The 12916-nt window shown below is 62.7% G+C and carries 11 protein-coding genes and 1 riboswitch; of the genes, 6 read left to right on the top strand and 5 right to left on the bottom strand.

What is annotated here, in order from left to right; genetic code table 11:
* Nucleotides 1-12: 12 nt before the first annotated feature.
* The 6 genes from N2599_RS25455 (at nucleotide 13) to lpdA (ending at nucleotide 7326) form a co-directional block, all read left to right on the top strand.
* The gene (locus tag N2599_RS25455; RefSeq protein WP_027511607.1) at nucleotides 13-1200 is read left to right on the top strand and encodes an acetyl-CoA C-acyltransferase; all 1188 of its coding nucleotides are present in this window, start codon (nucleotides 13-15) and stop codon (nucleotides 1198-1200) included.
* Nucleotides 1201-1222: 22 nt separating this feature from the next.
* A complete protein-coding gene (locus N2599_RS25450) occupies nucleotides 1223-2350 on the top strand; it encodes an acyl-CoA dehydrogenase family protein (RefSeq protein WP_027511608.1) in 1128 nt (375 codons plus the stop codon).
* A gap of 65 nt (nucleotides 2351-2415) precedes the next feature.
* The gene (locus N2599_RS25445) at nucleotides 2416-3648 is read left to right on the top strand and encodes a 3-methyl-2-oxobutanoate dehydrogenase (2-methylpropanoyl-transferring) subunit alpha (RefSeq protein WP_027511609.1); all 1233 of its coding nucleotides are present in this window, start codon (nucleotides 2416-2418) and stop codon (nucleotides 3646-3648) included.
* Between the two features lies 1 nt (nucleotide 3649).
* Nucleotides 3650-4663, top strand: coding sequence for an alpha-ketoacid dehydrogenase subunit beta (locus N2599_RS25440; RefSeq protein ID WP_027511610.1), 1014 nt, complete (start codon nucleotides 3650-3652; stop codon nucleotides 4661-4663).
* A 3-nt stretch (nucleotides 4664-4666) separates the two neighbouring features.
* Nucleotides 4667-5923 (top strand): dihydrolipoamide acetyltransferase family protein, encoded by a 1257-nt coding sequence (locus N2599_RS25435; protein ID WP_027511611.1) that lies wholly within the window; start codon nucleotides 4667-4669, stop codon nucleotides 5921-5923.
* A gap of 5 nt (nucleotides 5924-5928) precedes the next feature.
* Complete coding sequence (gene lpdA, locus N2599_RS25430) at nucleotides 5929-7326, top strand: dihydrolipoyl dehydrogenase (protein ID WP_027511612.1); 1398 nt, start codon at nucleotides 5929-5931, stop codon at nucleotides 7324-7326.
* Nucleotides 7327-8183: 857 nt separating this feature from the next.
* Here lpdA and N2599_RS25425 read toward each other — a convergent pair.
* From N2599_RS25425 to thiC, 5 genes are read right to left on the bottom strand one after another with little or no spacing between them, the layout of a single operon-like run.
* Complete coding sequence (locus N2599_RS25425) at nucleotides 8184-8792, bottom strand: thiamine phosphate synthase (protein ID WP_027511613.1); 609 nt, start codon at nucleotides 8790-8792, stop codon at nucleotides 8184-8186.
* Entirely contained in the window at nucleotides 8789-9562 is a 774-nt protein-coding gene (locus N2599_RS25420; RefSeq protein ID WP_027511614.1) for a thiazole synthase, read from the bottom strand. Before N2599_RS25420 ends, N2599_RS25425 begins: the two co-directional genes overlap by 4 nt.
* Nucleotides 9563-9565: 3 nt before the next feature.
* Nucleotides 9566-9763: a sulfur carrier protein ThiS gene (gene thiS / locus N2599_RS25415; protein ID WP_027511615.1), complete on the bottom strand. Its 198-nt coding sequence runs from the start codon at nucleotides 9761-9763 to the stop codon at nucleotides 9566-9568.
* Entirely contained in the window at nucleotides 9760-10731 is a 972-nt protein-coding gene (gene thiO, locus N2599_RS25410) for a glycine oxidase ThiO (RefSeq protein ID WP_027511616.1), read from the bottom strand. Before thiO ends, thiS begins: the two co-directional genes overlap by 4 nt.
* A gap of 1 nt (nucleotide 10732) precedes the next feature.
* The gene (gene thiC, locus N2599_RS25405) at nucleotides 10733-12559 is read right to left on the bottom strand and encodes a phosphomethylpyrimidine synthase ThiC (protein ID WP_027511617.1); all 1827 of its coding nucleotides are present in this window, start codon (nucleotides 12557-12559) and stop codon (nucleotides 10733-10735) included.
* 92 nt (nucleotides 12560-12651) lie between these two features.
* Nucleotides 12652-12763, bottom strand: a riboswitch (TPP riboswitch).
* Between the last annotated feature and the right edge of the window lie 153 nt (nucleotides 12764-12916).

Raw genomic sequence — 12916 nt, 5'->3', positions numbered from 1 at the left:
AGGAGGAATAAAATGCCATTGCAGGATCCTGTCGTGATTGTCGGCTCGGTACGCACGCCGATCGGCGGATTTCAGGGCGAACTTAAGGACGCTGCGGCGCCCGAACTTGGAGCCGCCGCAATACGGGCCGCACTGGCACGCAGCCGCATCGAGGCCGAAGCCGTCGATGAGGTGGTCTTCGGCTGCGTTCTGACCGCCGGCCAGGGTCAGGCGCCGGCAAGACAGGCGGCGATCGGAGCCGGCCTTCCCTTTTCGACCGGCGCCAGTACCGTCAACAAGATGTGCGGCTCTGGCATGAAGGCCACGATGATCGCTCATGATCTGATTGCCGCAGGAAACGCCTCGGTGGCGATCGCCGGCGGCATGGAAAGCATGACGAATGCGCCCTATCTTCTTGATCGGGCACGTGGCGGCTACCGGCTCGGCCACGGGCGCGTTGTCGATCATATGTTCCTCGACGGGCTGGAGGATGCTTATGACAAGGGACGTCTGATGGGCACCTTCGCGGAAGACTGCGCCGAGGCCTATCAATTCACGCGCGCCGCTCAGGACAGCTATGCGATCGCCTCTCTGACGCGGGCCCAGAAAGCGATCGAGGCCGGCTATTTCGACGACGAGATCACGCCAGTGGTCGTCAAGGTAGGCAAAGGCGATCAGGCAGTCCACCGCGACGAGCAGCCGGGCAAGGCGAAGCTCGACAAGATCCCTACCCTGAAGCCTGCCTTCCGCGAAGGCGGGACCGTGACCGCGGCCAATTCAAGCTCGATTTCCGACGGTGCGGCGGCCCTCGTCCTGATGCGCCGCTCGGAAGCCGAACGCCGCGGATTGCAGCCGCTTGCCACGATCACCGGCCAGGCCGCCCATTCGCAGGCACCCAATCTCTTTGCCACCGCTCCGGTCGGCGCGCTTCAGAAGCTTGCCGATCGCACCGGCTGGTCGCTTGAGAGCGTCGATCTTTTCGAAATCAACGAGGCTTTCGCCGTCGTTGCCATGGCGGCGATGCGCGATCTCCATCTGCCGCACGACAAGGTCAACGTGCATGGCGGCGCCTGCGCCCTTGGCCATCCGATCGGCGCATCGGGAGCGCGCATTATCGTCACACTGCTTGCGGCCCTTGAGCGATACGGCCTGAAGCGCGGCATGGCCGCACTCTGCATCGGCGGCGGTGAGGCAACCGCACTCGCCGTTGAGCGGCACTAACGGACACCGGGGAGGAAAGCACATGATTCTTTCCGATGTGCAGCAGCAAATACGCGATCTCGCCCGCGATTTTGCCCGCGAGCGCTTAGCGCCGGGCGCGGCTGCCCGCGACCGCGAGCACACCTATCCGCGCGACGAACTCAAGGAGATGGGTGAGCTCGGAATGCTCGGAATGCTGGTTCCGGAAGCCTATGGCGGCTCCGACACCGGCACCGTCGCCTATGCCGCGGCCATTGAGGAGATCGCGGCCGGCGACGGGCCGTGCTCGACCATCATGAGCGTCCACAGTTCGGTTGGCTGCGTACCGATCCTAAAATTCGGCAGCGAGGAGCAAAAGCAGCGCTTCTTGCCGAGGCTTGCGAGCGGCGAATGGATCGGCGGCTTCGCGCTCACCGAACCGCAGGCAGGCTCGGATGCCTCCAACCTGCGCAGCCGCGCCCGCCGCGACGGCGATCACTATGTGCTCGACGGCGCCAAGCAGTTCATTACCTCGGGCAAGAATGGCCAGATCATCATCGTCTTTGCCGTCACCGATCCAAAGGCCGGCAAGAAGGGCATAACCGCCTTCATCGTACCGACTGACACACCCGGCTACGAAGTCGTCCGCATCGAAGAAAAGCTTGGTCTGCATTCGACCGATACCTGCCAAATCGCCTTCAACAGCATGCACATCCCGGCAGAATTCAGGCTGGGCGAGGAAGGCGAAGGATACCGGATCGCACTAGCCAATCTCGAAGGCGGGCGGATCGGTATTGGCGCGCAGGCGGTCGGCATGGCGCGGGCAGCCTTCGAGGCGGCGCGCGACTATGCCCGCGAGCGGATCGCCTTCGGCAAGCCGATCATCGAACACCAGGTCGTCGCCTTCCGCCTTGCCGACATGGCGACGCAGATCGAGGCGGCGCGCCAGCTTGTCTTCCATGCAGCGGCATTGCGCGAAAACGGCCTGCCCTGTCTTTCGGAAGCGTCGATGGCGAAACTGTTTGCCTCCGAGATGGCCGAGCGTGTCTGCTCCGACGCGATCCAGATTCACGGCGGCTACGGCTATATGGCGGACTATCCCGTCGAGCGCATCTATCGCGATGTCCGCATCTGCCAGATCTATGAGGGAACGAGCGACGTGCAGCGCATGGTGATTGCGCGCAATCTGTAGCACAAACATGTGCCGTCCCGTTCCTGGAGGAGAGGAGCAAGCGGCAAAGGGAGGAATGAGACCATATGACGGAATTCGCTCAACTGAGCCTGCATGTCCCCGAACCCGCCGTCCGTCCAGGCGGCCAGCCTGATTTTTCCAACGTCAAGATCGCCAAGGCAGGCGCGGTACCGCGCCCTGAGGTGGACGTTGCACCCGAAGACATCCGCGATCTCGCCTATTCGATCATCCGCGTCCTCAATCGCGACGGCGAGGCGGTAGGTCCATGGTCCGGCATGCTCTCTGACGAGGCGTTGCGCGCCGGTCTTCGTCACATGATGAAGCTGCGCGCCTTCGACGCCCGCATGCTGATGGCACAGCGCCAAGGCAAGACCTCCTTCTACATGCAGCATCTTGGCGAGGAGGCCGTCAGCTGTGCCTTCCGAAAAGCGCTTCGCGCAGGCGACATGAACTTTCCGACCTATCGCCAGGCAGGGCTTTTGATCGCCGACGATTACCCGATGGTCGAGATGATGAACCAGATCTTCTCGAACGAGCGCGATCCGCTGCACGGCCGCCAGCTGCCGATCATGTATTCCTCGAAGGAGCACGGTTTCTTCACGGTCTCCGGCAACCTCGCCACACAATATGTACAGGCGGTCGGTTGGGCGATGGCCTCCGCCATCAAGAACGACGAAAGGATTGCTGCCGGCTGGATCGGCGACGGCTCGACGGCCGAATCCGATTTTCATTCCGCCCTGGTCTTTGCCTCGACCTACAAGGCACCGGTGATCCTCAATATCGTCAACAATCAGTGGGCAATCTCGACTTTCCAGGGCATCGCCCGCGGCGGTTCGGGCACCTTCGCTGCCCGCGGTCTCGGCTTCGGCATCCCGGCGCTGCGCGTCGACGGCAACGACTACCTGGCCGTCTATGCCGTCGCCTGCTGGGCGGCCGAGCGCGCCAGGCGGAATCTCGGCCCGACGCTAATCGAATACGTCACCTACCGCGTCGGCGCCCATTCGACGTCGGACGATCCGAGTGCCTATCGCCCGAAGACGGAGTCCGAGGCCTGGCCGCTCGGCGATCCGGTGCTTCGCCTGAAAAAACACCTCATCGTCAAGGGCGTGTGGTCCGAAGAACGCCATACACAGGCTGAAGCCGAGATCATGGACGAGGTGATCGAGGCGCAGAAAGAGGCAGAGCACCACGGCACGCTACATGCCGGCGGCAGGCCTTCGGTGCGCGACATCTTCGAGGGTGTCTATGCGGAGATGCCGCCACATCTCCGCCGCCAGCGGCAGAAGGCGGGATACTGACATGGCCAGGATGACGATGATCGAGGCCGTGCGCAGCGCCATGGACGTGTCGATGGCGCGCGACGACGACGTGGTGGTCTTCGGTGAGGACGTTGGCTATTTCGGAGGTGTTTTCCGCTGCACGCAGGGACTTCAGGCGAAATACGGCAAAACGCGCTGCTTCGATACGCCGATCAGCGAATCCGGCATCGTCGGCGCGGCGATCGGCATGGCGGCCTACGGACTGAAACCCTGCGTCGAGATCCAGTTCGCCGATTACATGTATCCGGCCTACGACCAGATCACGCAGGAGGCCGCCCGCATCCGCTACCGCTCGAATGGCGATTTTACCTGCCCCATCGTGCTGCGCATGCCGACCGGCGGCGGTATATTCGGCGGCCAGACGCACAGCCAGAGCCCGGAGGCGCTTTTTACCCATGTCTGCGGCCTGAAGGTCGTCGTGCCTTCTAACCCTTTTGATGCAAAGGGTCTGCTCATCTCTTCCATCGAGGATCCGGACCCAGTGATGTTCCTGGAGCCGAAGCGGCTCTACAATGGTCCCTTCGACGGTCATCACGAACGGCCTGTCACCCCCTGGTCGAAGCATGAGCTCGGCGAAGTGCCGGAAGGCCATTACACGATCCCGATCGGCAAGGCAGAGATCCGGCGCGCCGGATCGGCGGTGACGGTGGTCGCCTATGGCACGATGGTGCATGTGGCGCTTGCCGCCGCCGAAGATGCCGGCATCGATGCCGAGGTTATCGACTTGCGCAGTCTCTTGCCACTCGACCTCGACACCATCGTCCAGTCGGTCTCAAAGACCGGCCGCTGCGTCGTCGTCCATGAGGCAACCCTTACGTCCGGTTTCGGCGCGGAAGTCGTGTCGCTGCTGCAGGAGCATTGCTTTTATCATCTGGAAGCGCCGGTCGTGCGCGTTGCCGGCTGGGACACGCCTTATCCGCACGCGCAGGAATGGGACTATTTCCCGGGGCCGGCGCGTGTCGGGCGGGCGCTTGCCGAAGTCATGGAGGCCTGAGTCATGGGCGAATTTGTCATAAAGATGCCCGATGTCGGCGAAGGCGTTGCCGAGGCCGAGCTCGTCGAATGGCACGTGAAGGCCGGCGACCCGGTGCGTGAAGACATGGTGATCGCCGCCGTTATGACGGACAAGGCAACGGTCGAAATACCCTCTCCCGTTACCGGAACCGTCGTCTGGCTCGGCGCCGAGATCGGCGACCGCATCGCCGTCAAGGCGCCGCTGGTGCGCATCGAGACGGCTGGAGAAGGCGGCAAGGTGCAGGCGGAAATCCCTGCGGCCATAACGTCTACAAGGGCCGCTGAGCCATTGCCGCCTGCGGTGGAACCCGTAAAGGTAACGGAACCGAAACCCGAGATCATGCCTCGTACAGCCGCAGCGATGCCTGCCGAAAAGCCGCTCGCCTCGCCGGCCGTCCGGCTCTTTGCCCTGGAGCATGGCGTCGATCTCAGGCAGGTGACGGGAACCGGTCCCGCCGGCCGTATCCTGCGCGAGGATATCGACCTGTTTCTCGCGCGCGGCGCAGTGCCCTCACCGGCGCAAGCTCCGGCAAGGAAGACTGCGACCGAGGAGATCAAGCTTACCGGCCTGCGGCGCCGCATCGCGGAGAAGATGGAGTTGTCTGCCTCCCGCATTCCGCACATCACCTATGTCGAGGAAATCGACATGACGGCGTTGGAAGAACTGAGGGCTACCATGAACCGCGACCGCAAGAAGGACCAGCCGAAGCTTACCGTCCTGCCCTTCCTGATGCGGGCGATCGTCAAGGCGGTTGCCGAACAGCCGAACCTCAACGCCACCTTCGACGATCACGCAGGCATGCTCACCCGTCATGCGGGCGTCCACATCGGCATTGCAGCCCAAACGCCCGCTGGGCTGATGGTGCCTGTCGTGCGGCACGCCGAGGCGCGCAGTATCTGGGATTGCGCCGGCGAGATGAACAGACTGGCGGAGGCAGCACGCACCGGTTCGGCGACACGCGACGAACTCGGCGGCTCGACGATCACCATCAGTTCCCTCGGCGCGCTCGGCGGCATCGTCTCGACGCCGGTGATCAATCATCCCGAAGTCGCCATCATCGGTGTCAACAAGATCGCCGTCCGCCCAGTGTGGGACGGCACGCAATTCGTGCCGCGAAAGATGATGAACCTCTCCTCCAGCTTCGACCATCGCATCGTCGACGGATGGGACGCGGCCACCTTCGTCCAGCGCATCCGGTTTCTTCTCGAAACGCCGGCACTCATTTTCATCGAAAGCTGAGATCCATGAAAGAGATCTTCTGCAAGCTCCTCGTCATCGGCGCCGGTCCCGGCGGTTATGTCTGCGCCATCCGGGCGGGACAACTCGGCATCGACACCGTCATCGTCGAGACCGGCAAGCCGGGCGGGACCTGTCTGAATGTCGGCTGTATCCCCTCCAAGGCACTCATCCATGCGGCAGAGGAGTTCGCCGCCGTCCGCCGCATGGCCGCCGGCAGGAGCCCGATCGGCATCCGGGTCGGCGACACTGCCATCGACCTTGCAAAGACCATCGGCTGGAAGGACGGCATCGTCGGCCGGCTCACCAGCGGCGTATCGACGCTGCTCCACAAGGCGAATGTCAAGATCGTCCACGGGCACGCGGCCTTTCGCGACGGCAAGACCGTGGAGGTTGAGACCGAGACGGGCGCCCAGATCATCCGCGCCGACACCGTGGTCATCGCCACCGGCTCGGAGCCGGTCGAACTCCCAGCCCTTCCGTTTGGCGGCCGCGTCATATCTTCGACCGAGGCCCTGTCGCTCAGGGATCTGCCGGAGAAGCTCGTGGTCGTCGGCGCCGGCTATATCGGCCTCGAACTCGGCACCGCCTTTGCCAAGATGGGTTCCGAGGTGACCGTCGTCGAGGCGATGCCGCAGATCCTGCCGCAATATGATGCCGATCTCGCGCGCCCGGTGCTACGCAAGCTCGGCGAACTTGGCATCCGCGTGCTGACGGGCGCAAAGGCGAAAGGCCCTTCCCGCGACGGCGACGCGCTCCTTGTCGAAACGGCGGACGGGCACGAACAGCAGCTGCCGGCTGACCGCATACTCGTCACCGTCGGACGCAAACCGAAAACCGCGGGATCGGGCCTCGAAGAACTCGATCTCGACCGTTCAGGGCCTTACCTGCGGATCGACGAGCGCTGCCGTACCTCAATGCGCGGCATCTATGCCATCGGCGATGTCACGGGCGAGCCGATGCTTGCCCATCGCGCCATGGCACAGGCCGAAATGGTGGCCGAGATCGTTGCCGGCCGGAAACGGGCCTGGGACAAGCGTTGCATTCCAGCGGTCTGCTTCACCGATCCGGAGATCGTCACAGCGGGTCTTTCACCCGGCGAGGCCCGTGCCCAGGGCTATGACATCCGCGTCGGCCAGTTTCCCTTCAGTGCCAACGGGCGCGCCATGACGATGTATTCGGAAGAAGGATTCGTGCGCGTGGTTGCGCGCACCGATACCAATCTCGTCCTAGGCCTGCAGGCCGTCGGCGCCGGCGTTTCAGAGCTTTCTGCGACCTTCGCGCATGCGATGGAAATGGGCGCGCGCCTTGAGGATATCGCCGGCACGATCCATGCCCACCCAACGCGCAGCGAAGCGATCCAGGAAGCAGCCCTCAAAGCACTCGGCCACGCATTGCACATATAGGCGTTTCACTCGACGGCTGGTCGATAAGATTGGAGTTGCAGAGCGCGAGAAGGACTCTAGGCAAGCCGTCTTGATCTTCGAATCGCTCGGCGCTGCAAACCGTCTCGACGATCTTGCCGGCGTGGCGATATGCCATTCAGACCGGGATGGGCTATATGCCGCGAAAGGACAAAGCAGCAACCGCCGCCCTATTCCGCGAGCTCGCCCTGGCCCGCGCGGGTCTTGTTGCGGGAAGAACTTGGAAGAGTATCGCCCGTTGCCGTTTCGCGATCACTAAGCTCCGCGGGCAGGCGGATACAAAGCGGCAGCCTCGTGCGGTATTGTGCCCATCGATGCAAACCCACTTCATCGTTAAATTTTGCGATACTCGCCATTATCTCGCTCTGCTAATAAGCAAGTGTCGATGGCGGGAGGACGCGATGAACGACACAGTTTTCGGTTTTCTGGTTGCGGCTGAGATGGCCGCGCTGTTCTGGGCAGGACTTCTGATCGCGGTCGCAAGAGTCTAGTCGCGTCAACTCTTTCTTCTCCGGAGCGCCGAGCGGCTCGAAATGACGCTCATTGGCTGTCAGAACAGTAAGGCCGTGCGCGGAGGGGTGGCCGCAATAGCAATATCCTAGAAGCGGGGATCGTGGGCTCGCGCCTGATCGAGGATCAAGCCGGCATGGCGGGCCTCCCGCCTGGATCTCGGCGATGGTGATCGTCGAAAGTTAGAGCCGGTCGCCGTGGGCGCGCACCCAGGCCGCGAAAGCCTCCACGCCGACCTCCCGCGATCAGAAGCCCGGTTGACCTGCTCCCTGGACGTCCTCGTTTATAAGTTAGCTCTCTTCACGTGCGAGATGAGATCATGACGACCATCAGCGTCTCCATCTCGCAGTGGCTTCCAGCCACTGCCTGGTTCTCCCCTCCGGATCGCTGTTCAGCGTGATGTCGGTCACCACGGCAGCGCTGTCTGCGCCATGGGCAAAGACACCGTCGATGCGGTCGACATTGAGCCCGCCGATGGCGACAAGCGGCAGATTGCCCATCCGCGCCTTCCATTCACTAAGCCGTCCCAGCCCTTGCGGCGCCCATTTCATCTGCTTCAAGATCGTCGGATAGACAGGACCAAGCGCGACGTAGTCCGGTTCTGCTGCGAGCGCTGTCTCCAGCTCGACATCATCGTGGGTCGAGAGCCCCAGCTTCAAACCGGCCGCGCGGATCGCACGAAGGTCGGCACCAGCCAGATCCTCCTGGCCGAGATGGAGGAAATCGCATCCCTCCTCGATCGCCAGCTGCCAGTAGTCGTTGACGATCAGCTGGCATCCATGCGCGCAGCAGACTGTCTTTGCTTTACGGATATCGCCACGGATCTCGGCCTCAGTCCTGTCCTTGATGCGGAGCTGCACGAGCTTGACGCCGAGCGGCACCAGTCGGGCGATCCATTCGGCGCGATCGACGATCAGATAGAAAGGATCGAGCCTCATGCGAAGACCGCCTTTCCGATAACCGGTGTCGAAGGCACCGCCAAGTCGCGCGGTTCCAGCACGCCGGCGCCAAATGCCTGCCTGCCCGCCTCGATCGCCTTGGCGAATGCATCGGCCATGGCGACGGGGTCACCGGCGCTGGCAACAGCCGTGTTGAGGAGCACGGCGTCGAAGCCGAGTTCCATGACCGTTGCCGCATGCGATGGCCTTCCGATGCCTGCATCGACGATCAGCGGCACATCAGGGAAATGCGCGCGCATCGCCCGAAGGGCCGAGAGATTGAGAGGTCCTGCGGCACTTCCGATGGGCGCGCACCAGGGCATGAGCACCTTGCAGCCCGCGTCTATCAACCGTTCCGCCACCACAAGATCGTCGGTGGTATAAGGGAAGACTTCGAAACCCTCACCGGCGAGAACATGCGCGGCTTCGACCAGTCCGAAGACGTCGGGTTGCAGTGTATCGTGATTGCCGATCACCTCCAGCTTGATCCAGTTGGTCTGAAACACCTCGCGCGCCATCTTGGCGGTCAGCACCGCTTCGGAAACGCCGTGGCAGCCGGCGGTATTGGGCAGCACGCGCACGCCGAGCGCTCGGATCATCTCGAAAAACGCGCCGCCGTTCCGGCCGCCGGCGGTCTCGCGGCGTAGAGAGACAGTCACGATCTCGGTTCCCGATCGCTTGACGGCCTCAGTCAGGATCGCCGGTGAAGGATAGCGGGCCGTGCCGAGCAGAAGACGGGACGCGATTTCGGTTCCATAGAGGTTCAGCATAGGTCAACCTCCCTGCATCGGGGTCAGGACTTCTATCCGGTCGTTCTCATGAAGAGCATGGCCGACACGATCCTCCCGGTGGACGAGTTCACCATTGACGGCGGTCGCGAGCCACTCACCCTCGTATTCCATCAGCGTCAGCAGCTCGGAGAGCGTCTTGGCGGTGATATCCTGAGGTTCGCCATTGACGATCAGTCTCATGGGTACATTCCTTCCTGTTCGGGTCTGCTGAAGACAAGGTCGGCCGCCTCGGCCGCCATCGCCGGCGCCAGCAAAAAACCGTGGCGATAGAAACCATTGAGGAAAACCGTGTTTCCGTGACGGAACGCGCGGGGAAAATTGTCGGGAAAAGCAGGGCGGATTCCGGCTCCGGTCTCAACGACGGTTGCGTCCGCAAAGGCCGGATGGAGCGCGTAAGCGGCATTCAGCAGTTCCATCAACGAGCGCGCCGAAACCGGCCCATCGAAGTCACTCTCGATCATCGTAGCGCCGACCATGAAAAGTCCGTCGCCGCGCGGAACGACGTAGACGGGGATGCGGGGATGCAGCAGGCGAACCGGGCGGGCGAGGTCGACCTCGTGGGTCTTCAAATAGAGCATCTCGCCACGAACGCCGCGCAGGCCGTCGGCCTTGCCGATCTGCGCCGCGCCCGTACAATCGACGCAATCATCGAAGTCGCGCTCGCCGGGGTCACGAAGGAACGAAACCCCCTGCGTCGCAAGCCTCTCCCGCAGCCTCGTGAGCGCCCGGCGCGGATCGAGATGGACTTCACGGGAGAAGAACAGGCCTTGCCTGAAGCGACCGGCAAGGGCCGGTTCCAGCCCGGCAATAGCCTCTTTATCCAGCCATTTATAACCTGTCGTGCGGCCGGAAAAGCGCTCCAGTTCACCAAGATCGCGGGCTGGCGCGACCACGAGCGTACCGTTCCGTCGCACCTCTCCCGGCACCATCACATCCCATCGGTCGGCGGCATCGAGGCCGCGCAGTAGCACTGCCTCGCCAGCACTTTCCCGCTCGCACCAGGGCGCCAGCATCCCGCCGGCGAGCCAGGATGCGGCGCGATCTAGACCTTCATTCGGATCCACGACTGTCACGTGGGCGCCGCGGCTGCAGAGCTCGTGCGCAACGGTGAGGCCGGCGACGCCGGCCCCTTTGACAAGCACGCGCATCTCAGTCGTCCGAATGCTGAAGGGCTTCGACCGGCATGTAGAGATCGCCGCCCTCGCGGTATTTTGCCGCCATCGCGTCCAGCCCCTCCTTCTGCGCTTCAGCGCGGATGTCATGCGAAATTCGCATGGAGCAGAATTTCGGGCCGCACATCGAGCAGAAATGCGCGACCTTATGGGCCTCCTTCGGCAGGGTCTCGTCGTGGAAGGAACGCGCTGTTTCGGGGTCCAGCGACAAATTGAACTGGTCCTCCCAGCGAAACTCGAAGCGGGCGCGCGACAGCGCATCGTCCCGCAGACGGGCGGCCGGGTGTCCCTTGGCGAGATCGGCGGCGTGGGCTGCGATCTTGTAGGTGATGACGCCGGTCTTCACGTCGTTGCGATCGGGAAGACCCAGATGCTCCTTCGGCGTGACATAGCAGAGCATCGCCGTTCCGAACCAGCCGATCATCGCAGCCCCAATACCTGAGGTGATGTGATCGTAGCCAGGTGCGATATCGGTCGTCAGCGGCCCGAGCGTATAGAAGGGCGCCTCACCGCAGACGGCAAGCTGCTTGTCCATGTTTTCCTTGATCTTGTGCATCGGGACGTGCCCGGGCCCTTCGATCATCACCTGGCAGTCCTTCGCCCAGGCGATCTTCGTCAATTCGCCAAGGGTTTCGAGTTCGGCGAATTGCGCCGCATCGTTGGCGTCGGCAATCGAACCGGGGCGCAGGCCGTCGCCGAGCGAGAAGGAGACGTCATAGGCCCGGCAGATGTCGCAGATCTCTTCGAAGTGCTCGTAGAGGAAGCTCTCGCGGTGATGATGCAGACACCACTTCGCCATGATTGACCCGCCGCGCGAGACGATGCCGGTCACACGGTTGACGGTCAGCGGAATGTAATGGAGGCGTACGCCGGCATGGATCGTGAAATAGTCGACGCCCTGCTCAGCCTGTTCAATCAGCGTGTCGCGATAGACCTCCCAGGTGAGGTTCTCGGCAATGCCTTCGACCTTCTCCAGCGCCTGGTAGAGCGGCACGGTGCCGATCGGCAGCGGCGAGTTACGGATGATCCATTCGCGGATGTTGTGGATGTTGCGCCCCGTCGAAAGATCCATGACGGTATCGGCGCCCCAGCGCGCCGCCCAGACCATCTTTTCTACCTCTTCGGCCATCGACGAAGTGACGGCGGAATTGCCGATATTGGCGTTGATCTTAACCAGGAAGTTCCGGCCGATGATCATCGGTTCGGCTTCCGGATGATTGATGTTGGCAGGGATGATCGCCCTGCCCGCTGCCACTTCCTGCCGGACGAATTCCGGTGTGACGTGGTCGGGGATATGGACGCCGAAGCTTTCGCCGTCGCGGACCGTGGGCTCGCCCTGCGCTTTACGGCCGAGGTTTTCGCGAATGGCGATAAATTCCATCTCCGGCGTGATGATGCCAGCGCGCGCATAGGCAAGCTGCGTGACAGCCTTGCCACCTTTGGCCCGCAGCGGCTGACGCTGGCCTGGAAATTCGGGCGTTAGCCGCTCTCCACTAGCAAAGCCGTTGTCTTCCGGGCGCACATGGCGACCGTCATAAGCCTCGACATCGCCGCGGGCGAGCACCCAGTCGCGCCGGAGCTGAGGCAAGCCTTCCTCGATAAGGATGTCAGCGCCCTCGATCGTATAGGGGCCGGAGGAATCGTAGACGATGACCGGCGGTTCGCCCGAAGTCGGATGGACGCTGATTTCGCGCATCGGCACCCGGACGTCAGGATGAATCTCTCCTGGAATGTAGATCTTCCGGGATGCCGGCAGGGGGCCGGTGGTAACGGTCGGGGTGAGGTTCTTTGCGGCAATGTTCATGGTTTGAGGCTCCAAGTTGCAATTGGAGACCCAGTCCTCAGCCGGAATGATGGAAAGACGCCGGCCCGGATTCCACGCGTGAATCCAAAGCCTTTTAAGCGCTCGCACCGTCCCTACGCCAGTATGAACTGGATCAGGTTCAACGGGTCACTGCGCACGTCAGCAGTATCTCAGCCCCTTGCCGGGACCCCCCTGGTGAATGAGGAAAGGTTAGAGTCGAGTGTTGCTGGTGTCAAGACGAAGGGAATGGCTGCTCGGCCTTCGCCTTGATCGGCGGCCTTCTCCAGACCGGTTCAAGACCCAATGTCAATGACTTCAAGGTGGTCCTGATGGAATGGGATCCCCTCCCAACAAAAG

Source organism: Rhizobium sullae (assembly GCF_025200715.1).
Classification (GTDB): Bacteria; Pseudomonadota; Alphaproteobacteria; order Rhizobiales; family Rhizobiaceae; genus Rhizobium; species Rhizobium sullae.
The sequence above is the reverse complement of the archived record's forward strand: the minus strand, read 5'-3'. Positions and strand labels throughout refer to the sequence as shown.

Excerpts from the sequence above, each read along its gene's own strand:
- N2599_RS25425 (WP_027511613.1), bottom strand. The coding sequence starts at position 8,792 with ATGAGGCTCGATCCTTTCTATCTGATCGTCGATCGCGCCGAATGGATC.
- N2599_RS25435 (WP_027511611.1), top strand. The coding sequence starts at position 4,667 with ATGGGCGAATTTGTCATAAAGATGCCCGATGTCGGCGAAGGCGTTGCC.
- N2599_RS25455 (WP_027511607.1), top strand. The coding sequence starts at position 13 with ATGCCATTGCAGGATCCTGTCGTGATTGTCGGCTCGGTACGCACGCCG.
- thiO (WP_027511616.1), bottom strand. The coding sequence starts at position 10,731 with ATGCGCGTGCTTGTCAAAGGGGCCGGCGTCGCCGGCCTCACCGTTGCG.
- thiC (WP_027511617.1), bottom strand. The coding sequence starts at position 12,559 with ATGAACATTGCCGCAAAGAACCTCACCCCGACCGTTACCACCGGCCCC.
- N2599_RS25445 (WP_027511609.1), top strand. The coding sequence starts at position 2,416 with ATGACGGAATTCGCTCAACTGAGCCTGCATGTCCCCGAACCCGCCGTC.
- N2599_RS25450 (WP_027511608.1), top strand. The coding sequence starts at position 1,223 with ATGATTCTTTCCGATGTGCAGCAGCAAATACGCGATCTCGCCCGCGAT.
- thiS (WP_027511615.1), bottom strand. The coding sequence starts at position 9,763 with ATGAGACTGATCGTCAATGGCGAACCTCAGGATATCACCGCCAAGACG.
- N2599_RS25440 (WP_027511610.1), top strand. The coding sequence starts at position 3,650 with ATGGCCAGGATGACGATGATCGAGGCCGTGCGCAGCGCCATGGACGTG.
- N2599_RS25420 (WP_027511614.1), bottom strand. The coding sequence starts at position 9,562 with ATGCTGAACCTCTATGGAACCGAAATCGCGTCCCGTCTTCTGCTCGGC.
- lpdA (WP_027511612.1), top strand. The coding sequence starts at position 5,929 with ATGAAAGAGATCTTCTGCAAGCTCCTCGTCATCGGCGCCGGTCCCGGC.